Below are 25,643 nucleotides of genomic sequence, written 5' to 3'. Positions count from 1 at the left end.
GGCGAGCGAGCCGAAGGCGAGCCGCCCCGGAAGACTTCCTGTCGAGTGAGGAATGGGCGAGATGCCTGAGTTCGAGTACGCCGATCTGCTCCCCATGGGAGAGGACACCACCCCCTACCGGCTGGTGACCTCCGAAGGTGTCTCCACCTTCGAGGCCGACGGGCGGACGTTCCTCAAGGTGGAGCCGGAGGCGCTGCGCAGGCTCGCCGAGGAGGCCGTTCACGACATCCAGCACTATCTGCGCCCCGCCCACCTGGCGCAGCTGCGCCGCATCATCGACGACCCCGAGGCGTCGGGCAACGACAAGTTCGTCGCGCTGGACCTGCTGAAGAACGCGAACATCGCGGCGGCGGGCGTGCTGCCGATGTGCCAGGACACCGGTACGGCGATCGTCATGGGCAAGCGCGGGCAGAACGTGCTGACGTCGGGGCGTGACGAGGAGGCCCTGAGCAAGGGCATCTACGACGCCTACAAGAACCTGAACCTGCGCTACTCGCAGATGGCTCCGCTCACCATGTGGGAGGAGAAGAACACCGGTTCGAACCTCCCGGCGCAGATCGAGCTGTACGCGACGGACGGCGGCGCGTACAAGTTCCTGTTCATGGCCAAGGGCGGCGGCTCGGCCAACAAGTCGTTCCTCTACCAGGAGACCAAGGCCGTCCTGAACGAGGCCTCCATGATGAAGTTCCTGGAGGAGAAGATCCGTTCGCTGGGTACGGCCGCCTGTCCGCCGTACCACCTGGCGATCGTCGTCGGCGGTACGTCGGCCGAGTACGCGCTGAAGACCGCGAAGTACGCCTCCGCGCACTACCTGGACGAGATCCCCTCCGAGGGGTCGGCGCTCGGGCACGGCTTCCGGGACAAGGAGCTGGAGGAGAAGGTCTTCGAGCTGACGCAGAAGATCGGGATCGGGGCGCAGTTCGGGGGCAAGTACTTCTGCCACGACGTGCGGGTGGTGCGGCTGCCGCGGCACGGGGCGTCGTGTCCGGTCGCGATCGCCGTGTCCTGCTCCGCCGACCGGCAGGCCGTCGCGAAGATCACCGCTGAGGGTGTGTTCCTGGAGCAGCTGGAGACGGATCCGGCGCGGTTCCTGCCGGAGACGACGGACGAGCAGCTGGAGTCCGAGGGCGACGTCGTCAAGGTCGACCTCAACCAGCCGATGGACGACATCCTCGCCGAGCTGACCAAGCACCCGGTCAAGACCCGGCTCTCCCTGACCGGTCCGCTGGTCGTGGCGCGCGACATCGCGCACGCCAAGATCAAGGAGAGGCTGGACGCGGGTGAGGAGATGCCGCAGTACCTGAAGGACCACCCGGTGTACTACGCCGGGCCCGCGAAGACGCCGGAGGGGTATGCGTCGGGGTCGTTCGGGCCTACGACGGCCGGGCGCATGGACTCGTACGTGGAGCAGTTCCAGGCTGCGGGCGGGTCGAAGGTGATGCTGGCGAAGGGGAACCGGTCGAAGCAGGTCACCGACGCGTGTGACGCGCACGGTGGGTTCTATCTCGGGTCCATCGGTGGGCCGGCGGCGCGGCTCGCGCAGGACTGCATCAAGAAGGTCGAGGTCGTCGAGTACGAGGAGCTCGGGATGGAGGCGGTGTGGAAGATCGAGGTGGAGGACTTCCCGGCGTTCATCGTCGTCGACGACAAGGGGAATGACTTCTTCCAGGATCCTTCGCCGCAGCAGCCGACGTTCACGTCGATTCCGGTGCGGGGGCCCGGGCTGGCGTAGCCCCTCCGGTGCGGCGTGAGTGGGTTTTCGCCCCCGACGCCCCTTCCCGCCCCATCCCTGGGGGCTGCGCCCCCAGACCCCCTTTCGGCCCTGAACGGGCCTCGTCCTCAAACGCCGGACGGGCCGAGTCGGCCCGTCCGGCGTTTGAGGAGCGGGGGTCCGGGGGCAGCGCCCCCCGGGGTCGGGACGGGAAGGGGTGGCGGGGGCGGATCATTGCCGTCCGGATAGCGGACCCTGCGTACTTCTTTCGGACAATCAAGCCTCAGCCCTGCCCGTTCCGTTGACTGGCTCAACCATCACTGTGAGTCTTCTCGCCACTCCGACATGCTCATGCCATGTCAATCCTGTGTGGCTCACCCCACAGCCACCTCCCGGAGGAGACAAGGTGAAACGAAGATTCGCCGTGGCGGGTATCTCGCTCGCCGTCGTGCTCGGCTGCGGAACACTCCCCGCCGTGGCCGCCGACTCCGTACCCACCGCGGACACCACCCTCAGCGCCGCACCCGACGTCGACGTGACCAAGGTGAAGGCGCATCTGAACGAGTTCAGCGCCATCGCCGGCCGGAACGGCGGCAACCGCCGCTCCACCGGCCAGGGTTACGACGACTCCGTCGCCTATGTGAAGGGCAGGCTCCAGGCCGCCGGATACACCGTCACCGAGCAGCCGTGCACCTCCGGCTGCTCCAGCGGGGCCGGGCCCAACCTGATCGCCGAGTGGCCCAAGGGCGACGCCAACAACGTGTACATGTTCGGCGCCCACCTGGACGGCGTCTCGGCCGGACCCGGCATGAACGACAACGGCTCCGGCTCCGCCGCCCTCCTCGAGAACGCCCTGACGCTCGCCCAGCAGAACCCCACCATGCGCAACCGGGTCCGCTTCGCCTGGTGGACCGACGAGGAGCAGGGCCTCAACGGGTCCGACTTCTACGTGCGTTCCCTGTCGTCGACCGAGCGCGCGAGGATCAAGGCGTACTACAACTTCGACATGGTCGCCTCCGTCAACGGCGGCTACTTCATCAACCACATCACCTCCTCGGCCGCCGCCCCGATGAAGGCGTACTGGGACTCGCTCGGACTCCAGCCGGAGGAGAACACCGAGGGCGCGGGGCGCAGCGACGACTACTCCTTCGAGCAGTACTCCATCCCCACCTCCGGCTACGCGATGGGCGCCAGCGCCCGCAAGACCTCCGCGCAGGCCGCCAAGTGGGGCGGCACCGCGAGCAGGGCGTACGACCCCTGTTACCACTCCTCCTGCGACACCCTCACCAACATCAACACCACCGGCCTGGACCGCGCGTCCGACGGCATCGCGTACACGATCTGGCAGCGGGCCGTGGACACCGGCGACGACGGCGGCGACTGCGACACCACCGGCGTCGTCGCCAACGGCGGGTTCGAGAGCGGCACCTCGCCGTGGACCGGGAACACCGGGACCATCGGCGCCCACTCGGGCCGGTCCGCCCACACCGGCACCCGGTTCGCCTGGCTGTCGGGGTACGGCTCCACCCGCACCGAGTCGATCAGCCAGTCGGTGACCGTGCCGGCCGGGTGCACCCGGGCCGCGCTGAGCTACTGGCTGCACATCGACACCGACGAGTCCGGCTCGACGCCGTACGACCGGTTCACGGTGAAGGCCGGCGGCACCACGCTCGCCACGCTGTCCAACGCCGACGCCGGCAGCGGCTACGTGCAGCGCTCGGTCGACCTGTCGGCGTACGCGGGGCAGACGGTGACCCTGACGTTCACCGGAAGTGAGGACTCCTCGCTGCAGACGAGCTTCGTCGTGGACGACGTGACCCTGCTGAGCGACTGAGACCACCCCCCACGGGTACTCCGCCCTGCCGCGCTCCTTCTGCGGCGGGGCGGAGGCCGTTCACGGGAATACGCTCGTCGGACACCGCTGCTGTGCATGCTCGGAGGTACGACGATGACGACCACGGACGACGACCGGCACTACCGCATCGAGCACGACTCCATGGGGGAGGTGAAGGTACCGGCCGACGCCAAGTGGCGCGCCCAGACCCAGCGCGCCGTGGAGAACTTCCCGGTCTCCGGGCAGCGGCTGGAGCGCGCCCACATCGAGGCGCTGGCCCGGATCAAGGGCGCCGCGGCCAAGGTGAACGCCCGGCTCGGGGTGCTGGACGAGGACATCGCCGAGGCGATCCAGGAGGCGGCCGACGAGGTCGCCGAGGGACGGTGGGACGAGCACTTCCCGGTGGACGTGTTCCAGACCGGGTCCGGGACCTCCTCCAACATGAACACCAACGAGGTCGTCGCCACGCTCGCCGGCGAGCGGCTGGGGCGGGACGTGCACCCCAACGACCACGTCAACGCCTCGCAGTCGTCCAACGACGTCTTCCCGTCGTCGATCCACATCGCCGCCACGGCCGCCGTCACCCGCGATCTGGTCCCGGCGCTCGACCACCTCGCCACCGCCCTGGAGCGCAAGGCCGATGAGTTCGCCGACGTGGTGAAGTCCGGGCGGACGCACCTGATGGACGCCACGCCGGTGACGCTGGGCCAGGAGTTCGGCGGGTACGCGGCCCAGGTGCGGTACGGCATCGAGCGGCTGAACGCCTCCCTGCCGCGCCTGGCCGAGCTGCCGCTGGGCGGGACCGCCGTCGGCACCGGCATCAACACCCCGCCCGGTTTCTCCGCCGCCGTCATCGAGGAGGTAGCCCGCGCGACCGGACTGCCGCTGACCGAGGCGCGCGACCACTTCGAGGCACAGGGCGCCCGCGACGGCATCGTGGAGACCAGCGGGCAGCTGCGGACCATCGCCGTCGGACTGACGAAGATCGCGAACGATCTGCGGTGGATGGCGTCGGGCCCCCGTACCGGCCTCGCGGAGATCAGCCTGCCCGACCTCCAGCCCGGCTCCTCGATCATGCCCGGCAAGGTCAACCCGGTGATCCCGGAGGCCGTGCTCATGGTGTGCGCGCAGGTCACCGGCAACGACGCGACCGTCGCCACCGCCGGCGCCTCCGGCAACTTCGAGCTCAACGTCATGCTGCCGGTCATCGCGAAGAACGTCCTGGAGTCGGTGCGGCTGCTCGCGAACGTCTCCCGGCTGCTCGCCGACCGCACGGTCGACGGGATCGTCGCCCACCGCGAACGGGCCCGCGAGTACGCCGAGTCCTCGCCGTCCGTGGTCACCCCGCTCAACAAGTACATCGGCTACGAGGAGGCCGCCAAGGTCGCCAAGAGGTCCCTGGCCGAGCGGAAGACCATCCGGGAGGTCGTGCTGGAGGGCGGTTACGTCGAGCGCGGCGACCTCACCGTCGAGCAGCTCGACGCGGCGCTGGACGTCCTGCGGATGACAAGGCCGTGACGACACGGCCGCAGGACATCGCGCCGGGAGCGTGAACCGTACCGGGGGCCGCGGCGTCGTATGCCCATGACACTCTCATATCTGGCCATGGCGGAGGGCGGAGCGACGATGCGCGAGGAAGCGGGCGGGACGGCCGGACACTGGGCGCCCGGGACACGGGTCCTGTGGCGGTACCGGGAGAACGGCGGCGCGCGCATCCACATCGCGCGCCCCGTCACGGTCGTACGCGACGACCCGGAGCTGCTCGCGGTGTGGATGGCGCCCGGTACCGAGTGCGTGAAGCCGGTGCTCGCCGACGGCACGCCCGTGCACCAGGAGCCGCTCGGCACCCGGTACACCAGGCCGCGCACGGTGCAGCGGGACCACTGGTTCGGCACCGGTGTGCTGAAGCTCGCCCGGCCCGGCGAACCCTGGTCGGTGTGGCTGTTCTGGGATCCGGGCTGGCGGTTCAAGAACTGGTACGTGAACCTGGAGGAGCCGCTGGCCCGCTGGGCCGGCGGGGTGGACTCCGAGGATCACTTCCTGGACATCTCCGTGCACCCGGACCGCACCTGGTACTGGCGGGACGAGGACGAGTTCGCACAGGCCCGGCGGGACGGTCTGGTGGACTCCGCGCTGGCCAAGAGGGTGCGGGGGGCCGGGCGGGCCGCGGTGGAGGTGATCGAGGCCTGGGGATCGCCGTTCGCGGACGGGTGGGAGAACTGGCGCCCCGATCCGTCGTGGACGGTACCGTCACTGCCACAGGACTGGGACCGCACTCCCGCGCATCTGTCCTCGTGAGACCCTTGCTGCGCCCCCGGTCGGGAAACGTAGGATCGTCCTCCGCAAGGGCGCGGGGCAGCAACCACCGGAGTACGCGCCGGGCTTGACCGATCGTCACCGAGGGGCGGCAGGACGTGAGCGAGGGGTACGGAAACACCGGCACCGGCCGGGAACGGCCGGCCTGCGGCACAGGAACAACCTCTGACCACGCGGGAAATCCGTTCCGGGGGCACGTATTCCGGGTATCGGAGTTTCGGCGGGACGAACCGCGCGCACGGCGTGCGCCGGACGGATGGACTCGACACGCGTGACGGAGCAGCCGACCTCCTTCGAACGCCCGCAGCCGGGCGTCGACCCCGCGGATCCCCGCGGGGCGCTCCTGCGTACCCCGCCACCGGCGCGTGTGCCGGGCACGGGGGCCGCCTTACCCGTACAGAGCCGCTCCGGCGGTGAGCCTCCCGCGTCCGGGGCCGCGTCCCCGGGAGCGTCGGAAGCCACGTCGCCGGGCAGCACGGTGACGCCGGACGGCACCGGCCAGGACCCGGCCGCCGGGTCCGGCTCCGAGCACTCCCAGCCGGGTGCCGGGCAGGTCGCCGAGCCGGACACGCACCGGCCGCGTCCCGCGCCCGAGGGCATCCCGGTGCAGCCGGCCGCGGACCACGGCCGGCCGGTCCAGGGGCCCGACGGCACGGAGCGCCGTACCGGGCAGCAGGCGCAGCCCGGACGGCCCACGCCGATGCGCAGGGACGGCGACCGGCTGCGGTTCGTCGGTGCCGCGACCCGGCGGATCGCCCGCGGCATCGACCTGGACGAGATCGTGATGGGGCTGTGCCGGGCCACCGTGCCCACCTTCTCCGACGCGATCCTGGTCTATCTGCGCGATCCCCTGCCGGTCGGCGACGAGCGGCCCACCGGCCCGCTGGTGCTGCGGCTGCGCCGCACCGACCGGATCCCGGCCGAGCGGGACACCGAGGGCGGGTTCACCCCGGTCGCCCCGCCGGAGCCGTCCGAGCTGGACTCGGTCGGCGCGGAGCTGTGCACCGTACGGCCCGGCAGCGCGCTCGCCGAGGTGCTGCGCGGCGTACGGCCGGTGTTCACGGACGCGCCGGCGGCCCGCGCCGCGCTGCCCGAACTCCTCGGCGAGGAGGGCGCGTCGGCCGTACCGGACGGGCAGCGGGCGGTCCTCGCGCCGCTGCGCGGCCGACGGCGGGTGATCGGCGCGGCCCTGTTCCTGCGCCGCCCGGAACGCATCCCGTTCGAGGCCGACGACCTGCTGGTCGCAGCCCAGCTCGCCACGCACAGCGCCCTCGGCATCGACAAGGCGGTGCTGTACGGGCGGGAGGCGTACATCGCCGACGAGCTGCAGCGCACGATGCTGCCGGAGAACCTGCCGCGCTGCACCGGCGTACGGCTCGCCTCGCGTTACCTCCCGGCCGCGGAGACCGCGCGGGTCGGCGGTGACTGGTACGACGCCATCCCGCTGCCCGGCAGCCGGGTCGCGCTGGTCGTCGGTGACGTCATGGGCCACTCCATGACCTCGGCGGCGATCATGGGCCAGCTCCGTACCACCGCGCAGACCCTCGCCGGGCTCGACCTGCCCCCGCAGGAGGTGCTGCACCACCTCGACGAGCAGGCCCAGCGGCTCGGCGTGGACCGCATGGCGACCTGCCTCTACGCGGTGTACGACCCGGTGGCGCACCGCATCACCATCGCCAACGCCGGCCACCCGCCGCCCGTCCTGCTGGAGCTGGGCGGACGCGCCGAGGTGCTGCGGGTGCCGGCCGGCGCCCCGATCGGCGTGGGCGGGGTGGACTTCGAGGCCGTCGAGCTGGACGCACCCGCCGGGGCGACCCTCCTGCTGTACACCGACGGCCTGGTGGAGTCCCGGCTGCGGGACGTGTGGACCGGCATCGAGCAGCTGCGGGAGAAGCTCGCCGCGACCGCGCAGCTCACCGGTCCTGACCATCCGCCGCCGCTGGAGGCGCTCTGCGACGAGGTGCTGGACATGCTCGGCCCGGGCGACCGGGACGACGACATCGCGCTGCTCGCCGCCCGCTTCGACGGGATCGCGCCGAGCGACGTGGCGTACTGGTTCCTGGAGCCGGAGGACGCGGCCCCCGGCCGGGCCCGCCGGCTGGCCCGGCGGGCGCTGTCCCGCTGGGGCATGGAGGAGCTGAGCGACTCCGTCGAGCTGCTGGTCAGCGAGGTGGTGACCAACGCCGTGCGCTATGCCACGCGGCCGGTCACCCTGCGGCTGCTGCGCACCGACGTGCTGCGCTGCGAGGTCGGTGACGACGTGCCGCAGCTCCCGCGGCTGCGGCAGGCGCGGGCCACCGACGAGGGCGGGCGCGGGCTGTACCTGGTGAACCGGCTGGCCCGGCGCTGGGGCGCGACCCGGCTGAGCACCGGCAAGGTGGTGTGGTTCGAACTGAACCGCAGTTGAACCGTCGTACGACATGACGAGGGGCGCCCGGTGCGGTCACCGGGCGCCCCTCTGTTCTCCGTCTACTGCTGCTCCTCGTCGCCTCCCGGGTCCTCCGGGCCCCCCGGAAGCTCGAACGTCGGCGATGTGGAGGTGGTCGGGAGCGTCGGCGGCTCCGACGTCGGCGGCCGGCTGCTCGGCGGCGCGGACGACGGCGGCGCGGAGGTCTCCGGCGGCGCCTCGGTGGTCGGCGCCTCGCTCGTCGGCTCGTCGCTCGGGCTCTGCGAGGGCGACTGCGAGACCGACGGCGAGCTGCTCGGCTTCTTCACCGCGTTGCCCTGCTTGGTGTCCAGGTCGAACTCGGTGACCTCGTCCATGACGCCGAAGGTGTACGCGGCCCAGATCTCCGCCGGGGGGCCACCGCCGTTGACGCGGTAGTCGACGCCGGCCGCCCGGTACATCGGGACCTGCTTGCCGCTCTTGTCGTCCTCGCCGAACAGGCCGACCGAGGTGACCAGCTCGGGGGTGAACCCGGTGAACCAGGCCGACTTGTTGTTGTCGGACGTACCCGTCTTGCCGGCGACGTCCTGGCCGTCGCGCAGCGGGTTCTCCTTCACGGACACCCGGGCCGTACCGTCGTCGACCACGCCGGTGAGCACGGAGGTCACCGTGTCGGCGGCCTCGCGGCTGATGACCTGCTCACCGATCGGGTCCGGGAACTCGACCGCGCGGTCCTTGTGCTCGACCGACTTCACGATCGCCGGGGTGACCTTCTTGCCGTGGTTGGCGAGGGTGGCGTAGACGCCGGACATCTCCAGCGGGCTCGCGCCCATACTGCCCAGCGTCTGCGCGGGCACGGGGTCCATGCCCTCGGTCTCCATGCCGAGTTCGCCCGCGGTCTCGACCACCTCGGTCATGCCGACGTCGATGCCCATCTGCGCGAAGACCGAGTTGACGGACTTGTTCATCGCCTCCTGGACGGTGATGTCGCCGTAACTCCGGTCGTCCTCGTTGGGCGGCGCGAAGCCGACCTCCTTGTCGCCGTCCATCACGGGGCGCTCGCTCGTGCCGTCGTAGATGGTGTTCGCCGTGATCGGCACGCCGTCCTGGGTCTCGGCGTCCTGGTCCACGGCCGCGGCGAGGATCACCGGCTTGAAGGTGGAGGCGGCCTGGTAGTCGTCGCGGGTGGCGTTGTTCCTGAAGTGCTTCACGTAGTCCACGCCGCCGTACATCGCCAGGACCGCGCCCGTCTTCGGGTCGACGGAGGCGGCTCCGGCCTGGACGTCGGCGTCGACCTCGCGCTTGTCGGGGTCGAGCCTGCTGGTGAGCTTGGTCTTGACCGCCTCTTCCAGCGCCTTCTGCTTCTTCTTGTCGATGTTCAGCGTGATGGTGTAGCCGCCGAGGTCCAGCATGGCGTCGGCCTGCTTCGTGTCCTCGGCGACGCCCTGGGCGACGAGCTGCTGCTTGAGCGCGGCGTTGGCCGCCTCGACCAGGTACCCGGTCTGGCCCTCCATCCCGGGAACGGCCTTGGGTTCCTTGGGGACCGGGAACTTCATGCCCTGGCGGTCGGCCCGGTCCAGCCACTTCTCCTCGACCATGTTGTCCAGGACGTAGTTCCAGCGCTCCTGGGCGAGCTTCTTGCCGGTGTCGCTGGCGATCGCCCAGTCGTACTGGTTCGGCGCCTGGAGCAGCGCGGCGAGGTACGCGCCCTGCTCGACGGTGAGGTCCTCGGCGTCGACGCGGTAGTAGGCCTGCGCGGCGGCCTGGATCCCGTAGGCGCCGCGGCCGTAGTAGCTGGTGTTGATGTAGCCGGCGAGGATGTAGTCCTTGGACTTCTCCCGGTCCAGCTTCAGGGAGATGACCAGTTCCTTCAGCTTGCGGGTGACCGTCTGTTCCTGGGTCAGGTAGTAGTTCTTGACGTACTGCTGGGTGATCGTCGAACCGCCCTGCGCGCCCTTGCCGGAGACCGTGTTGAGCAGACCGCGCGCGGTGCCCTTGAGGTCGACGCCGGAGTCCTTGTAGAAGGACTTGTTCTCGGCGGCGACGAAGGTGCGCTGGACGTCCTTGGGCACCTTGGCGAGGTCGACGATCTCACGGTTGTAGCCCCGGCGGGCCATGATCGAGCCGTCGCTGTACTCGTAGACGTTGCCCTGCAGTTCGGCGTCGGCGTTCCCCTCGGGGATGTCGATCACCATGTACAGCACGATGAAGGCGCCCATGCCGAGCAGGCAGAGGCCGAAGAACGTGCCGAGGATCTTCTTCCAGGTGAAGAGGCGGCGTATGCCGCCGCGTCCGGCCGCGCCCGACGAACGGCGGCCCTTGGGTGCCGCACGGCGCCCACCGCGCTGTCGTGCGCGTCTTTCTTCCGCTCGTCCCATGCGTCCGTTCCGCTCCGCTTCGTTCGTGTGTGCTCTTCAGCCACACCAGTTCGCCGCTCGGGTCAGCTCAGAAAGCTAACACCGGGAGCTATGACAAAGAGCCGCCGATCCGGCCTTTACGGGCGTGACAATCAGCACCCGCTCCAACGGAACCGACGTTCGAGAGGGGTGTGAGGTTGCCGGGGCGGGGTAAAGTGATATCACTTAGCTAGACAGGCGCTAGCCGCTCGGCGGGCGCCCGGAGAAACGGGGGATCACCCATGTCCACACACGACACGCAGGTCACGGCCGATGTGCCCGAGATGCCGGCCCCGCGCGTGCGGGAGTTCGCGGCGCACAGCATCGGCGGCGGACTGGCGCTGCTGCTCGGCCTCGTCGGCCTGCTGGTCGGCATTGGGATGATCGTCGTCGCCACGGCGGTCAGCGGGGCCGGGGCCAAGGCCGTACTGATCATCGGCGGCATCCTGGTCGCCATCGCCGCGTTCCTCGCGATGTGCGGGCTGAACATGGTGGCGCCGGGCGAGGCGCGGGTGGTGCAGCTCTTCGGCCGCTACCGGGGCACGATCCGGCAGGACGGACTGCGCTGGGTGAACCCCCTCACCTCACGCACCAAGATCTCGACGCGGGTACGCAACCACGAGACCGCCGTCCTGAAGGTGAACGACGCCTACGGCAACCCGATCGAGCTGGCCGCGGTCGTGGTGTGGCGGGTGGAGGACACCGCCCAGGCCACCTTCGAGGTCGACGACTACATCGAGTTCGTCTCCACCCAGACCGAGGCGGCCGTGCGGCACATCGCCATCGAGTACCCCTACGACGCCCACGACGAGGACGGCCTCTCGCTGCGCGGCAACGCCGAGGAGATCACCGAGAAGCTCGCCGTCGAACTGCACGCGCGCGTGGAGGCGGCCGGGGTGCAGATCATCGAGTCCCGGTTCACGCACCTCGCGTACGCTCCCGAGATCGCCTCGGCGATGCTCCAGCGGCAGCAGGCGGGTGCCGTCGTGGCGGCTCGGCAGAAGATCGTGGAGGGTGCCGTGGGCATGGTGGAGTCGGCGCTGGCCCGGATCGCCGAGCAGGACATCGTGGAGCTGGACCCCGAACGGAAGGCGGCGATGGTGTCCAACCTGATGGTGGTGCTGTGCGGTGACCGCTCCGCGCAGCCGGTCCTCAACACCGGGACGCTCTACCAGTGACGACTCCGTCCGGGGGCCCGGCCCCCCAGGGCCGGCCGCAGCGCAAGCAGGTGCTGCTGCGGCTGGACCCGTCGGTGTACGAGGCGCTGGCGCGGTGGGCGAACGATGAGCTGCGCTCGGCCAATGCGCAGATCGAGTTTCTGCTGCGACGTGCTCTCGCGGAGGCGGGGCGGTTGCCCGGTGAGGCGGGGCCTCTGCCTCGTCGTGGTCGGCCGCCCGGGGGCTCCGCCCCCAGACCCCCGTCGGCCTGAACGGCCTCGTCCTCAAACCCTCCCGGAGGGGGCGCCCCCAGACGGGCTGGCTGGTAGCAGAACCGTGACAATCGGCCCCCACCTGCGTCTCCGTACGCCCCGGCACGACCTGCACACTCCGTGTATACATACCGCGTATACACCGTGTGTAGAGTGCTCCGCATGTCCATCGGTCACACCCTCCTGGGGCTCCTGGAGTCCGGTCCGCGTCACGGTTACGACCTGAAGCGGGCCTTCGACGAGAAGTTCGGTCACGATCGGCCGCTGCACTACGGCCAGGTCTATTCGACGATGTCCCGGCTGCTGAAGAACGGGCTCGTCGAGGTCGACGGCATCGAGGCCGGCGGCGGCCCCGAGCGGAAGCGGTACGCGATCACCGAGGCCGGCATCACCGATGTCGAGCGCTGGCTCGCCACGCCGGAGAAGCCGGAGCCGTACCTCCAGTCGACGCTCTACACCAAGGTCGTCCTCGCTCTCCTCACCAGCCGGGACGCCGCCGACATCCTCGACACCCAGCGCTCGGAGCATCTGCGCGGCATGCGGATCCTCACCGACCGCAAGCGCAAGGGCGACCTCGCCGACCAGCTCATCTGCGACCACGCCCTGTTCCACCTCGAGGCCGATCTGCGCTGGCTGGAGCTGACCGCGGCGCGTCTCGACAAGCTCCGTGCGGCGGTGACCCGATGACCGCGCCCGTTCCTCCCGGTTCGCTGCTCACCGCCCAGGACCTGCGCAAGGCCTACGGCCCCACCACCGCGCTCGACGGCGCCGCCTTCTCCATCCACCCCGGCGAGGTCGTCGCCGTGATGGGGCCCTCCGGGTCGGGCAAGTCGACGCTGCTGCACTGCCTCGCCGGGATCGTCACCCCCGACTCCGGGTCGATCACGTACGACGGGCGCGAGCTGACCGCCATGAGCGACGCCGAGCGCAGTGCGCTCAGGCGCTCGGAGTTCGGCTTCGTCTTCCAGTTCGGGCAGCTCGTCCCGGAGCTCACCTGTGTGGAGAACGTCGCCCTGCCGCTGCGGCTGAACGGCACGTCCCGCAAGGAGGCCGAGCGGGCCGCGCTGACCTGGATGGAGCGGCTCGAGGTGGACGACGTCCGCAAGAAGCGGCCCGGCGAGGTGTCCGGCGGTCAGGGGCAGCGGGTCGCCGTGGCCCGGTCGCTGGTCACCGGCCCGCGGGTGCTGTTCGCCGACGAGCCGACCGGCGCGCTGGACTCCCTCAACGGCGAGCGGGTGATGGAGCTGCTCACCGACGCCGCCCGGTCCACCAACGCCGCCGTCGTCCTGGTCACGCACGAGGCGCGGGTGGCCGCGTACTCCGACCGCGAGGTCGTCGTGCGCGACGGGAAGTCCCGGGACATGGAGCGCGTCGTATGAGTACCGCCAAGCAGTGGGCCCGCGATCTGACCATGGGAACCCGGTTCGCCTTCGCCGGCGGACGCGAGGGGTGGATCCGGGCTCTGCTCACCGCCGTCGGCGTCGGGCTGGGGGTGGCGCTGCTGCTGCTCACCACCGCCCTGCCCGGCGCGCTGGCGGAGCGGGACCGGCGGGAGGAGGCACGGCTCAACTACACCTTCGGCGAGCAGATCGAGCGCGCCGACGACACCCTGATGACCGCGGACACCGACACCGAGTTCGACGGCCGGGACGTCCGCGGCCGGCTGCTGGAGCCGGAGGGCGACAAGGCCCCGCTGCCGCCCGGCCTGCGGGAGTTCCCGGCGCCGGGCGACATGGTGGTCTCCCCCGCGCTGAGGGAACTCCTCGACTCGGACGGCGGCGAGCTGCTGCGGGAGCGGCTGTCGTACGACATCGTGGGGACGATCGGTGAGCAGGGGCTGATCGGCTCGCAGGAGCTCGCCTACTACGCGGGCGCCGAGGGCCTCGCGGGGCGGGCCGGCGACGGGATGGTGGGCCGTATCGACTCCTTCGGGAACCCCGACCCGGTGGTCGAGGAGATGGACCCGGTCCTCATGCTGCTGGTCCTGGTCGTCTTCGTGGTGCTGCTGATGCCGGTCGCCGTGTTCATCGCCGCGGCCGTACGGTTCGGCGGCGAGCGGCGCGACCGCAGGCTGGCCGCGCTGCGGCTGGTCGGCTCCGACGGTGGCATGACCCGGCGGATCGCCGCGGGCGAGGCGCTCGCCGGGGCACTGCTCGGGCTGGTGTTCGGCGCCGGGTTCTTCCTGGCGGGGCGCGAGTTCGCGGCGTCCGTCGAGGTGTTCCACATCAGTGTCTTCCCGAGCTACCTGAACCCCTCGCCGCTGCTGGCGCTGCTGGTCGCGGTGGCGGTTCCGGGGGCCGCGGTGCTGGTGACGCTGCTGGCGCTGCGCGGGGTGGTCATCGAACCGCTGGGCGTGGTGCGCACGGCGCGGCCCGCCCGCCGCCGGCTGTGGTGGCGGCTGCTGCTGCCGCTGGCCGGGATCGGCATGCTGTTCCCCATGCTCGGCCAGGGCCGGGAGAACGGGGACTTCAACCAGTACCTGGTCACCGGCGGTGTCATCTGTCTGCTCGTCGGGGTCACCGCGCTGCTGCCGTGGATCGTGGAGACGGTCGTCGCCCGGCTCGGACCGGGCAGCGTCTCCTGGCAACTGGCGGTGCGCCGCCTTCAGTTGAGCAGCGGTGCGGCGGCCCGCATGGTCAACGGCATCGCGGTGGCCGTGGCCGGCGCGATCGCGCTGCAGATGCTGTTCGCCGGGGTGGAGGGCGACTACACCGAGGAGACCGGCTACGACATGTCGCTGGCGCAGATGCAGGTACGGGTGCCGGAGGGCTCCGAACTCGCCGCGGCCACCGCGAAGTTCGAGGAGACCAAGGGCGTCCGCAAGGTCTACCCGCTGTCCGAGGGGTACTTCGGCGACCGGCCCTGGAACAAGGATCCGCAGCGCACCGCCCAGCTGACCATCGGTGACTGCGCGACCCTGCGCGAGGTGGCGAAGCTGCCCTCGTGCGCGGACGGCGACGTGTTCGCGGTCCGGGGCGGCGAGTACGACACCGACACCCCGTCGCTGAGCAGGCCGGGCCAGAAGCTGTACCTGGAGAAGTCCATCAGCGACAGCAGCAGGGAGAACGTCGTCTGGACCCTCCCCGAGGGCCTGAAGCAGGCCGACTCCGTCGAGGATCCGACCGGGACCAGGCGCGGCGGCTTCCTCGTGACCCCGGCCGCGGTGCCCGCGGACATGGCGGAGGCGGTCACCGGCCAGCTGTATCTGTCGGTCGACGACTCGGTGCCGTACGCCGACGAGTACATACGCAACACGGCGGCCGCGGTCGACCCGCTGGCCTATCCGATGACGTGGAACTCCGTCGAGCGTTCCGAGCGCTACGACTCCATCCGTACGGGCCTGTTCGTCGGCGCCGCCGCCGTACTGGCGCTGATCGGGGCGAGTCTGCTGGTCTCCCAGCTTGAGCAGTTGCGGGAACGCCGCAAGCTGCTGTCGGCCCTGGTCGCCTTCGGCACCCGGCGCCGCACGCTGAGCCTGTCGGTGCTGTGGCAGACGGCGATCCCGATCGGCCTGGGTCTGCTGCTGGCCTCGGTGGTGGGCGTGGCCCTGGGCACGGTGCTGCTGAAGATGACCTCGACACCGGTCGGTGTGGACTGGCCGAGCGTGTTGCGGATGACCGGCATGGGCGCGGGCGTGGTCCTCGCGGTGACGCTGCTGAGCCTGCCCCCGCTGCTGCGCATGATGCGCCCGGACGGCCTCCGGACGGAGTGAGCGAACCGTACGGGCCGCGGGGGCGCTCAGTTCCCCACTATCCGCACCGGAAGGTCCCGCATCGCCGCGCGCAGGGCCGCCGCCAGTTCCTTGTGCTCCGCCGCCCTCACCGTGCCCGTGCGCATGGCGAGGGCGATGCGGCGGCTGGGAGCCGGATCGGTGAAGCGGGCGGTGAGCAGCCGGTTGGAGCGGGCGGTCTCGACCTGGACGGCGGTGCGCGGCAGCAGGGTCACCCCGAGGCCGCCCGCGACCAGCTGGACGAGTGTGGCCAGTCCGGCCGCCGTCGTCGTGGCCGGGACGTCGGCCCGCCCGGCCTCCCGGCAGATGTCCAGGGCCTGGTCGCGCAGGCAGTGACCCTCGTCGAGCAGCAGCAGGTTCAGCTCGCGCAGCACCGCGCGGGGGATGCCCTCCCGGCCGCCGAGCCGGTGGCCGAGCGGGGTGACCAGCACGAAGTCCTCGTCGAAGAGGGGGATCTCGGTCACGCCGGGGACACCGAGGGGCACCGCGAGCAGCAGCAGGTCGAGCCGGCCGCCGGCCAGTCCGTCCAGCAGGTTCGCGGTCTGCTCCTCGTGCACCTGGAGGTCGAGGAGCGGATAGCGGCCGCGGACCAGCCGCAGGATCGTCGGCAGCAGATAGGGCGCGACGGTCGGGATGACGCCGAGCCGCAGCACCCCGGTGAACGGCGCCCGCAGCGCGTCCGCCTCCTCCATCAGCGCGTCGACTTCCCCGAGTACGGCCTTGGCGCGGGCGGCGAGCCGCTCACCGGCCGGTGAGAGCAGCACCTTGCGCGTCGTACGCTCCACGAGGGTGACACCGAGCGTCTCCTCCAGCGTCGACACGGCGCCCGACAGCGCCGGCTGGCTCATCCCGATCGCCGAGGCGGCGTCCCGGAAGTGCAGATGCTCGGCCACCGCGGCGAACGCGCGGAGCTGAGCGAAACTGGGCTGCCTGCGCCTCTTGCCCACGGTCACTGATAGCTACCTCCGATCAACACGACCGAGTGTAGCTATTTCACTAATCAATGCGCGATGTGCCAACATCAACAAGGTCCAACCCATGGGAAATGCCCGTAATCCGGGCGTTTCCTCGCTGCAAGGAGAGCCTGTGCTCACTGTCGGTGACAAGTTCCCCGATTTCGAACTGACCGCCTGCGTCTCGCTGGAGAAGGGCAAGGAGTTCGAGACGATCGACCACAAGACCTACGAGGGCAAGTGGAAGATCGTGTTCGCGTGGCCCAAGGACTTCACCTTCGTGTGCCCGACCGAGATCGCCGCCTTCGGCAAGCTGAACGACGAGTTCGCCGACCGTGACGCCCAGGTCCTCGGCTTCTCCGGCGACTCCGAGTTCGTCCACCACGCCTGGCGCAAGGACCACGACGACCTGCGCGACCTGCCGTTCCCGATGATGGCGGACTCCAAGCACGAGCTGATGCGCGACCTCGGCATCGAGGGCGAGGACGGCTTCGCCAAGCGCGCCGTGTTCATCGTGGACCAGAACAACGAGATCCAGTTCTCCATGGTGACCGCCGGCTCCGTCGGCCGTAACCCCAAGGAGGTCCTGCGGGTCCTGGACGCCCTGCAGACCGACGAGCTCTGCCCGTGCAACTGGTCCAAGGGCGACGAGACCCTGGACCCGGTCGCGCTGCTGTCCGGGGAGTGAGCTGACATGTCCCTCGACTCCCTGAAGTCCCGCATACCGGACTACGCCAAGGACCTGAAGCTCAACCTGGGCTCGGTCATCGGCAACTCCGACCTGCCGGCCCAGCAGCTCTGGGGCACGGTGCTGTCGACGGCGATCGCCTCGCGCTCGGCCATCGTGCTGCGCGAGCTGGAGCCGGAGGCGAAGGCGAACCTGTCGCCGGAGGCGTACACGGCCGCGAAGGCCGCCGCCGCGGTGATGGCGATGAACAACGTCTTCTACCGGACGCGTCATCTGCTGTCGGACCACGAGTACGGCAACCTGCGCGCCGGCCTGCGGATGAACGTCATCGGCAACCCGGGCGTCGACAAGGTCGACTTCGAGTTCTGGTCCTTCGCGGTCTCCGCGATCAACGGCTGCGGCATGTGCCTCGACTCGCACGAGCAGGTGCTGCGCAAGGCCGGCGTGGAGCGTGAGGTCGTCCAGGAGGCGTTCAAGATCGCCGCGGTGATCCAGGCGGTCGCCGCGACGCTGGACGCGGAAGCGGCCCTCGCGGACTGACTCCGCCCCCACCTCTCGGGCCCGCCCACCCCACCCGGTGGCCGGGCCCGACCCATACACCCCACGTGCCCGGCACACCCGACACCCCACGTTCCGCGCACCCCGCCCACCGCGTGCAGCCGCGCCTACTCCTCGTCGGCACCCCCCGGCCGCCTCTCCGTATCCGGTGTCGGAGGCCGGGCCTCCGACACCGCCGGCAGCGGGGCGTCCGGTTCGGACATCGCCGTCGCCCCCCGCGGCCGGGGAGCCTGGACCACGGCCGTCTCGTGCGTGTACGCACGCAGATAGCCGACGACGGTATTGGTGACCGCGACCAGCGGCACAGCCACCACCGCTCCCCCGATACCGGCCACCATCCCGCCCGAGGCGACCGCCAGCACCACCGCGAGCGGATGGACCCGGACCGCGCGCCCCAGGATGAACGGCTGGAGGATGTGCCCCTCGATCTGCTGCACCGCCAGCACCACCACCAGCGTCATGACGCCCGTGAACACCCCCTGGGTGACGAGCGCGACGACCACCGCGAGCGCTCCCGACACCACCGCACCCACGAGCGGGATGAACGAGAACAGGAAGATGAACACGGCGAGCGGCACCGCCATCGGCACATCGAGGAAGTAGATCCCGAGACCGATGAAGATCGCGTCGATCAGAGCCACTATCACCGTGCCGCGCACATACGCCGTCAGCGTCCGCCACGCCGCAGGACCCGCCCCGGCGACACCCGGACGGGCCGCGGCCGGAACGAGCTTCAGCGACCACTGCCAGATCCGCTTGCCGTCGTAGAGCAGGAACAGCGTCGAGAAGACCGCCAGCAGGATGCCGGTGAGCGCCTCGACCACGACGGTCACGCCCTCCAGGCCCGCCGAGGTGATCTGCTCGGTGTTGGCGCCGACCGCCTCCCGCAGGTTCTTGGCGATCTCGTTGATCTGCTTGTCGGTGACGTGGAAGGGACTGTTCAGCAGCCAGTTGCGCAGCTCGTCGATGCCGTCCTGGATCTGGTCGGAGAGGTGGTCGATGTTCTCCATGACCTGCCAGGTCACGAACCAGCCGATGAGGCCGATCACGACGAACCCGAACAGCGCCGTCAGCGCGGTGGCCGGCCCGCGCGGCACACCGATCCGCTTCAGCCGCGCCACCGTAGGCTGCAGCAGCGCGGTGATCAGCAGCGAGGCCACGAACGCCAGCACCACGAGCTGTACGGCGCTGATGACCCGCATGAGCACCCAGACCGTGCCGGCCAGCACCAGCAGCCGCCAGCCGGCCTCGGCCGCGACCCGTACCCCCCAGGGCACGGCCTGCGCCGGGTCGGGGCGGGCCGGGACGACGGCGGCCGTGAACTCGAGCGGCGGCTCGGGGGCGGGGTTCGGGGTCTTCACCCGTCCGGGCTCGGGGTCGGGGTCGGCGTCCGACGGACGGTCCCGCTCCACCTCGGCGCGGCGCTCCTCCAACCGCTTGCTGACCTCGGTCAGCCCGGCTCCGACCCGGCCGAGCCATCCTGGCACTCGCGACATGATCCGTCCTCTTCCCCCGTTTCTCCCCACCACTCACCCCTGGAGTCGTCGGTCAGACCGTACATGGCGAAAGCCCCGCACCGTAGGACGGTGTGGGGCTGTGCCGTGGTTGAGCGGGGCCGGGGCGACGGTCGCCCGGTGCTTCTAGTAGTAGTGGTTGGCCTGCCAGAACGTCCAGGCCTCGCACGGGCTGCCGTAGCGTTCGTTCATGTAGCCCAGACCCCACTTGATCTGGGTGGCCGGGTTCGTCGCCCAGTCGGCTCCGGCGGAGGACATCTTGGAGCCCGGGAGCGCCTGCATCAGGCCGTAGGCGTCGGAGGTCGGATTGTCGGCCATGTAGTTCCAGCTCGACTCGCGCTGCACGATGGTGCTGAAGCACTGGAACTGGTCCGCCGGGACGATCTGCCGGGCCATCGCCTGCACTTCGGCGATCGTGTAGGACGACTGGACCGGGAAGCTGGACGCGTCGCGGGTCGCGGAGCGGCTGGCGGCGGCCTTGGCCTCCGCGCGCTCCTCCTTGGCCTCCTGCTCCGCCTTCTCGGCCGCTTCCTTCTTCGCGACCGCGGTCGCGGCGGCGGCCTTGCGGGCGGCCTCCTCGGCGTCCTTCTTGGCGCTCGCGTCCGCCGCGATGGCCATCGTTTCGGCCTGCTGCGTCAGGGACGCGGTCTGCACCTGGGCCTGCTGGCCCGCGGGGATGTCCGCGAGCAGCGTGGTGCCGCTTGCCGTCGCTTCGGCGTCGTTGTTCTGCGCGGTGCTGCCCGAGGCAACGCCGACGACACTTCCGACAGCGGTGACCGCCGTGGCCGAGGCCACTGCGAATCCCCGGACCGAGATCCGGCTCACACGGTTTCCTTCCAGCATCGCCCGCTTCGGTGACCCTCGCGGACGCAATCGTGCCCCTGGCACTGGCCTCCCCAACTACGGGTCACGGGAGGCACGGGCCCGGTGGGCAACTCCTACGGAAGGAGCGCCGCGTGGTGCTTCGGGCGGCATACGACGACGCTATGGAGTTAAGACTGGGGTTCTGCACCGCTGGGGATACAGGTGTGTCGTATGCGGGGCCTGACAGGAGTGAGACTCTGCCGTAACCCGACGCCGCAAGGCAATTCTCCGTTGCGTGTGAAAGCTCACATCCCGTTTGGCCCCGGGGAATCCCGGAAATCCGCACACACGCCGACGCCGCCCGGCTAGGCTCTACGCCTTTCCGGACGGCGCCAACTACTGGGTAACCGACCCTTGTTGGAGCGTGTGGGTCAGATCTGCCCGTCTTCGAGCATTTCGGTCACAAGCGCGGCGATCTGGGACCTCTCGGACCGCGTCAGGGTGACGTGCGCGAACAGCGGATGCCCCTTCAGCTTCTCGACGACGGCGACCACACCGTCGTACCGACCGACCCTCAGATTGTCCCGCTGGGCGACATCATGGGTCAGAACGACCCGCGAGTTGGCGCCGATACGGGACAGAACGGTCAGCAGCACGTTCCGTTCCAGCGACTGGGCCTCGTCCACGATCACGAACGCGTCGTGCAGCGAGCGGCCCCGGATGTGGGTGAGCGGCAGGACCTCCAGCATGCCGCGCGCGGTGACCTCCTCGATGACCTCCCGGCTGGTGACCGCCGACAGCGTGTCGAACACCGCCTGCGCCCAGGGGCTCATCTTCTCCGCCTCGGAACCCGGCAGATAGCCGAGCTCCTGCCCGCCCACCGCGTACAGCGGGCGGAAGACCATCACCTTCTGGTGCTGACGGCGCTCCAGCACCGCCTCCAGGCCGGCGCACAGGGCCAGCGCCGACTTGCCGGTGCCGGCCCGACCGCCCATGGAGACGATCCCGACGTCCGGGTCGAGCAGCAGGTCGAGCGCGATCCGCTGCTCGGCGCTGCGGCCCTTGATGCCGAACGCCTCCCGGTCGCCGCGCACCAGCCGGACGTTGCCCTCGGGCGTGACCCGCCCCAGCGCCTTGCCGCGCTCCGACTGGATGGTCAGCCCCGTGTGCACGGGCAGGCGGGAGGCCTCGGGCACATACACGTGCCCCTCTTCGAAGAGGACGTCCACCTGCTCTCCGGGCAGGGTCAGTTCGGACATTCCGGTCCAGCCGGAGGAGTCCGTGATGGCGAGCTCCGCGCGGTACTCCTCGGCGAGGAGGCCCACGGAGGACGCCTTGATCCTGAGCGGAAGGTCCTTCGACACGACGGTGACGTCGAACCCCTCGGCCTGCAGATTGCGGGCGACCGCGAGGATGCGGGAGTCGTTGTCCCCCAGGCGGTAGCCACTGGGCAGCACGCTGGGGTCCGAGTGGTTGAGCTCGACCCGCACGGTCCCGCCGAGGTCCCCGGTCGGAATGGGGGCGTCGAGACGGCCGTACCGCACCCGGTAGTCGTCCAGCAGGCGCAGCGCCTGCCGGGCGAAATAGCCGAGTTCGGGATGGTTCCGCTTGGCCTCCAGCTCTGTCACCACGACGACGGGGAGCACGACCTCGTGCTCGTCGAAGCGGCTCAGGGCGTTGGGATCGGCCAGCAGGACACTGGTGTCGAGAACATAGGTGCGCCGGTCGGGCTTGTGGCGCTTTGCGCTGGTCACCACGGAAGGACGTACCCCCTCGGATGAGGTCGGGGAGCGACGAGGCGAGACTGGACCGGTCGACGGCCCTCATGCGCAGCGGGCCGGAAACCGGCCCTCCGCCGCTTCTTCCGTGCCGTGACCGCACGGTCGGGCTGCTGCAAAAGGGCCTCCCGGGCGGACGGCTCCGCGCCGCCCGCTGAGATCCGACACCCGTGGTTCGGGTGTCGACCTGTCTGGCTTATGCCCTCGAACGAGCGCCGCCATGCCACGGCATATGACGGCGTGCCGGTGAACTCCGTGTGACCTGCGGAGGATGTGCGGGGTGCTCAGCCGCCGTAGCGCCGGTGGCGGGCGGCGTAGTCGCGCATCGCGCGCAGGAAGTCGACCTTGCGGAAGGCCGGCCAGAACACGTCGCAGAAGTAGTACTCCGAATGCGCGGTCTGCCAGAGCATGAATCCGGACAGCCGCTGCTCACCGCTGGTGCGGATGACGAGGTCCGGGTCGGGCTGGGCGCGGGTGTAGAGGTGACGCCCGATCATGTCGATGTCGACGGCCTCGGCGAGCTCGTCCATCGACGTGCCCTGCTCGTGGGCGTCCAGCAGCATGGACCGCACCGCGTCGGCGATCTCCTGGCGGCCGCCGTATCCGATGGCGACGTTGACCACTATCCCGTCGACGTCCGCGGTGGCCTGCTCGGCCTCCTTCAGGGTGGTCTGCATCCCGGACGGCAGCAGGTCGCGCGTGCCGACGTGATGGACGCGCCAGCGTCCGTCGGCGGCGAGGGTGCGCACCACGTCCTCGATGATGCCGAGGAGCGGGACGAGCTCCTCCTTCGGCCGGTCGAAGTTGTCCGTCGACAGCAGCCAGAGGGTGACGACCTCGACGTCCGTCTCGCTGCACCAGCCGAGGAACTCCCCGATCTTGTCCGCGCCGGCCCGGTGGCCGTGGACGGTGCTGGAACCCGCGGCCTTCGCCCAGCGGCGGTTGCCATCCATGATGACGCCGATGTGCTTGGGCACCTGAGCGGTGTCCAGGTGACCTTCCACCCGGCGTGCGTACAGCCTGACCAGCAGGCCCCGCAGCTTGTCGCGCAGGTTCACGTGATCGTCAGCCCCTCCGTACGGATCGGACAGGCGCGGCGCTCCCCGCCGCGTGGCGCGGCAAGCGGCCCGGTCTCGGCCGCGGGCGACCCCTGTCCGTATGGCGGTCCCCGAAGGCGAAGCGTACCCCTGCCGGGGCGGAGGCCCCCAAAGTCCGGGTTTGAAGTTCGGGTGGTTGCGTTTTCCGGGGTGATTGCGTTTGCCCGCCGTCCCGGACCACCGTCCGGACCGCCGTCCCGGACCACCGTCCCGTCGGCCGCTCGCCCCGCCCGTGCCGGGGCCAAGAAAAAACGGGCCGGTCCGTGGGGGGGGAGACGGACCGGCCCGAGGGGGGGTTTCCACCATAACCCTTCGTAAGTGATGCTGCGTACATCGGCGCGCCACAACTACTCTCCGAAACCGCCCGACAACGCGCAGACGGCCCTGGAAGGCTCCGTTCAGGGCCCCGAGGTGGCTGAAAACCGGCGAAATCGTGCGAAAATCGAGCGGTGAGGGGACCCTGTGCCGGATGTGACACCACCCGCCGACAGGATGACCACACTTCCGGCCATCCCTCCGACGGGTGACCCGGGCGCGGACGCCGGATTGACCTGAGGAGGCCGGATCGACCCGGGAAGGCCGGATCGGGCACCGCGCAGCCCCCTCCGCTGCGCGGTACCGCCGCCCCGCGCAGCTTTGCCGACGCGAATCATCTTGGTCCGAACCTATGTGATCCCCTGCTCCGCGAACCAGCCGCACCCCATAACGATGAGGAAACTCACGGACGCGAGGTGCGGCCGGCTCCGCCCTTGCGGGCGCGGAAGAGATGCCGGGTGCTGTGGGCCACGAAGGCCCCCTCGCTCTCGATCCGCTCGTGCAGGGCGCGCAGCCGCGGCAGATATGCCTCGACGGTGAATCCGGGGACCATCCAGATCACTTTCCGCAGGAAATGAACGACGGCGGCGACGTCGTAGAACTCCACGCGCAGCCGTTCGGCCCGCAGTTCGACGATCTCCAACCCGGCGGCCTCGGCCGCGCGCCGCTCACGGTCCGGATGCCGCACGTTGCGCCGCTCGTCCGGCTGCGCCCCGAGGAAGTACTCGACGAGCTCGTGGACGCTGCCGGGCCCGACATGCTGGGCGAAGTAGACGCCACCGGGCTCGAGGACCCGCGCGATCTCCTCCCAGCGGGCCTCGACGGGGTGCCGGCTGACGACGAGGTCGAAGGCTCCGTCCGCGAAGGGCAGCGGCGCGTCCTCGGGCGAGGCGACGACGGCGACACCGCGCGGCCGGAGCAGGGCGGTGGCCTTGGCCACGTTGGGCGGCCAGCCCTCGGTGGCGACGGCGAGCCGGGGCCGCCGGGGAGCGTTGTCGAGGGCGAAGTCCAGGACCTCCCCTCCCCCGGTCTGGATGTCGAGCACGGCACCGGCCCCGCCCAGCCGGCCGGCCATCGCCTTGGCGTACCCCCACGAGGGCCGGGCCTCGCTGGCCCGCCCCTCGAACCAGGAGAAGTCCCACCCCTCGGTGGGCACGGAGGCGCCTTCCGCGATCAGGTCGTCGAAGGTACGGCGGGCTGCCTTGTCCGTCATGCACCGATCATGCACAAAGGAACCATCACCTGTCCTCCGGCTTTACGGCACCAACGGCCGCACCTCCTCCGCCACGAACCGCACGAAGCCCTCCGGGTCCGGTTCATCACTGGTCGGCTGGAGAATCACCGAGTCGGCCCCGGCCTCGGCGAGCCGCTGTACGGCCTTGGCGACGGCCCCCGCGTCCCCGGCGACCCCGACTTCCGCTTCCCCGCCCACCCCCTCGGCGACCAGATCGGCCCGCACCCGCTCACCGGCCCCGACCCCCGTGGCGGCGAGCAGATAGACGACGACCTGGTGGGATTCGCCGGTACGCCCCGCCGCGGCCCGCCCCTCATCGATGAGCCGGCGCGCCCGCCGCACCCCCTCGGGTGAGGTGTCGGCGGTGAGGACGGTCCCGTCGGCGGCCTCCCCGGTGAGCCGCACGGTACGGGGCCCGGTGGCACCGGCGAGCACCTCCACCGGCCCCTGCGGCGGCCAGTCGAGGGCGACGTCGTCGAGCCTGACGTACCGCCCCTCGGTGGTGACCCTCTCCCCTCCCAACAACGCCCGCAGCGCGACGAGATGCTCCCGCAGCAGGGTGAGCGGCGACTCGGCCCGCGCCCCGACCTGCCCCATCCAGTCCTGCACCCCGTGCCCGACACCGAGGATCGCGCGCCCCGGGAACATCCGGTGCAGACTGGCGGCCTCCATCGCCGTCATGGCGACGTTCCGCAACGGCACCGGCAGCAGCCCGACCCCCACCCGGACCCGCTCGGTCCACGCCAACGCGGCAGCGGCGGTCGAAATCCCACCCTCCCGGAAACAGTCCTCCCACAACCAGAGCTCCTCGAGCCCCACCTCATCGGCGAGCTCGGCAACGGCACGGAGACGCTCGGGGGCGAGCTGGGGGCGGAAGACTGCGCCAAGTGTGGTCATGGG

General features: G+C 70.6%; 20 protein-coding genes. 12 read left to right on the top strand and 8 right to left on the bottom strand.

Translation table 11 applies throughout. The features are described 5' to 3' along the window. Positions 1-52: 52 nt before the first annotated feature. The 5 genes from AMK33_RS08980 (at position 53) to AMK33_RS08960 (ending at position 8,268) form a co-directional block, all read left to right on the top strand. The gene (locus AMK33_RS08980; protein WP_073932247.1) at positions 53-1,732 is read left to right on the top strand and encodes a fumarate hydratase; all 1,680 of its coding nucleotides are present in this window, start codon (positions 53-55) and stop codon (positions 1,730-1,732) included. Between the two features lie 385 nt (positions 1,733-2,117). Beyond that, entirely contained in the window at positions 2,118-3,545 is a 1,428-nt protein-coding gene (locus AMK33_RS08975) for a M20/M25/M40 family metallo-hydrolase (RefSeq protein WP_079194794.1), read from the top strand. 114 nt (positions 3,546-3,659) lie between these two features. Further along, a complete protein-coding gene (locus AMK33_RS08970) occupies positions 3,660-5,063 on the top strand; it encodes a class II fumarate hydratase (RefSeq protein ID WP_073932245.1) in 1,404 nt (467 codons plus the stop codon). 87 nt (positions 5,064-5,150) lie between these two features. Next, on the top strand, positions 5,151-5,843 hold the full coding sequence (fomD, locus tag AMK33_RS08965) for a cytidylyl-2-hydroxypropylphosphonate hydrolase (protein WP_073932244.1): 693 nt from the start codon (positions 5,151-5,153) through the stop codon (positions 5,841-5,843). 274 nt (positions 5,844-6,117) lie between these two features. Next, positions 6,118-8,268: an ATP-binding SpoIIE family protein phosphatase gene (locus tag AMK33_RS08960; protein WP_073932243.1), complete on the top strand. Its 2,151-nt coding sequence runs from the start codon at positions 6,118-6,120 to the stop codon at positions 8,266-8,268. Positions 8,269-8,330: 62 nt separating this feature from the next. On the opposite strand, the gene AMK33_RS08955 is transcribed toward AMK33_RS08960, so the two are convergent. Further along, complete coding sequence (locus tag AMK33_RS08955; RefSeq protein ID WP_073932242.1) at positions 8,331-10,625, bottom strand: transglycosylase domain-containing protein; 2,295 nt, start codon at positions 10,623-10,625, stop codon at positions 8,331-8,333. Between the two features lie 260 nt (positions 10,626-10,885). Between AMK33_RS08955 and AMK33_RS08950 the strand changes: the two genes are divergently transcribed. The 5 genes from AMK33_RS08950 (at position 10,886) to AMK33_RS08930 (ending at position 15,784) form a co-directional block, all read left to right on the top strand. Beyond that, on the top strand, positions 10,886-11,821 hold the full coding sequence (locus tag AMK33_RS08950; protein ID WP_073932241.1) for an SPFH domain-containing protein: 936 nt from the start codon (positions 10,886-10,888) through the stop codon (positions 11,819-11,821). Further along, complete coding sequence (locus AMK33_RS45150) at positions 11,818-12,072, top strand: hypothetical protein (RefSeq protein ID WP_073932240.1); 255 nt, start codon at positions 11,818-11,820, stop codon at positions 12,070-12,072. Before AMK33_RS08950 ends, AMK33_RS45150 begins: the two co-directional genes overlap by 4 nt. A gap of 162 nt (positions 12,073-12,234) precedes the next feature. Continuing rightward, the gene (locus AMK33_RS08940) at positions 12,235-12,759 is read left to right on the top strand and encodes a PadR family transcriptional regulator (protein WP_037939462.1); all 525 of its coding nucleotides are present in this window, start codon (positions 12,235-12,237) and stop codon (positions 12,757-12,759) included. Next, positions 12,756-13,451 carry an ABC transporter ATP-binding protein gene (locus AMK33_RS08935; RefSeq protein ID WP_073932239.1) on the top strand — a complete coding sequence of 232 codons (696 nt, stop codon included), beginning with the start codon at positions 12,756-12,758 and terminating at the stop codon, positions 13,449-13,451. The genes AMK33_RS08940 and AMK33_RS08935 overlap by 4 nt, the downstream gene beginning before the upstream one ends. Further along, positions 13,448-15,784 carry an ABC transporter permease gene (locus AMK33_RS08930; protein WP_073932238.1) on the top strand — a complete coding sequence of 779 codons (2,337 nt, stop codon included), beginning with the start codon at positions 13,448-13,450 and terminating at the stop codon, positions 15,782-15,784. The genes AMK33_RS08935 and AMK33_RS08930 overlap by 4 nt, the downstream gene beginning before the upstream one ends. A 26-nt stretch (positions 15,785-15,810) precedes the next feature. Here AMK33_RS08930 and AMK33_RS08925 read toward each other — a convergent pair whose 3' ends face one another. Beyond that, the gene (locus tag AMK33_RS08925) at positions 15,811-16,755 is read right to left on the bottom strand and encodes a LysR substrate-binding domain-containing protein (RefSeq protein ID WP_073932237.1); all 945 of its coding nucleotides are present in this window, start codon (positions 16,753-16,755) and stop codon (positions 15,811-15,813) included. Between the two features lie 133 nt (positions 16,756-16,888). Here AMK33_RS08925 and AMK33_RS08920 point away from each other — a divergent pair, with 133 nt between their 5' ends. Then, entirely contained in the window at positions 16,889-17,443 is a 555-nt protein-coding gene (locus AMK33_RS08920) for a peroxiredoxin (protein ID WP_073932236.1), read from the top strand. 6 nt (positions 17,444-17,449) lie between these two features. Then, positions 17,450-17,983, top strand: coding sequence for an alkyl hydroperoxide reductase (locus AMK33_RS08915; protein WP_073932235.1), 534 nt, complete (start codon positions 17,450-17,452; stop codon positions 17,981-17,983). Between the two features lie 125 nt (positions 17,984-18,108). Here AMK33_RS08915 and AMK33_RS08910 read toward each other — a convergent pair whose 3' ends face one another. The 6 genes from AMK33_RS08910 to AMK33_RS08885 all read right to left on the bottom strand — a co-directional run bounded on the left by AMK33_RS08910 (position 18,109) and on the right by AMK33_RS08885 (position 25,640). After that, positions 18,109-19,497, bottom strand: a complete 1,389-nt coding sequence (locus AMK33_RS08910) for an AI-2E family transporter (RefSeq protein ID WP_073932234.1) — start codon at positions 19,495-19,497, stop codon at positions 18,109-18,111. Positions 19,498-19,641: 144 nt separating this feature from the next. Beyond that, entirely contained in the window at positions 19,642-20,340 is a 699-nt protein-coding gene (locus AMK33_RS08905) for a transglycosylase SLT domain-containing protein (RefSeq protein WP_079194793.1), read from the bottom strand. A gap of 410 nt (positions 20,341-20,750) precedes the next feature. Next, the gene (locus tag AMK33_RS08900; RefSeq protein ID WP_073932232.1) at positions 20,751-22,076 is read right to left on the bottom strand and encodes a PhoH family protein; all 1,326 of its coding nucleotides are present in this window, start codon (positions 22,074-22,076) and stop codon (positions 20,751-20,753) included. Positions 22,077-22,381: 305 nt separating this feature from the next. Then, positions 22,382-23,155 carry an isoprenyl transferase gene (locus AMK33_RS08895; protein ID WP_073932231.1) on the bottom strand — a complete coding sequence of 258 codons (774 nt, stop codon included), beginning with the start codon at positions 23,153-23,155 and terminating at the stop codon, positions 22,382-22,384. Positions 23,156-23,912: 757 nt separating this feature from the next. Next, positions 23,913-24,722 carry a class I SAM-dependent methyltransferase gene (locus AMK33_RS08890; RefSeq protein WP_073932230.1) on the bottom strand — a complete coding sequence of 270 codons (810 nt, stop codon included), beginning with the start codon at positions 24,720-24,722 and terminating at the stop codon, positions 23,913-23,915. A 42-nt stretch (positions 24,723-24,764) separates the two neighbouring features. Then, positions 24,765-25,640 (bottom strand): LLM class flavin-dependent oxidoreductase, encoded by an 876-nt coding sequence (locus AMK33_RS08885; RefSeq protein WP_073932229.1) that lies wholly within the window; start codon positions 25,638-25,640, stop codon positions 24,765-24,767. Between the last annotated feature and the right edge of the window lie 3 nt (positions 25,641-25,643).

Source organism: Streptomyces sp. CB02400, from assembly GCF_001905725.1.
GTDB lineage: Bacteria > Actinomycetota > Actinomycetes > Streptomycetales > Streptomycetaceae > Streptomyces > Streptomyces atrovirens.
The sequence above is the reverse complement of the archived record's forward strand: the minus strand, read 5'-3'. Positions and strand labels throughout refer to the sequence as shown.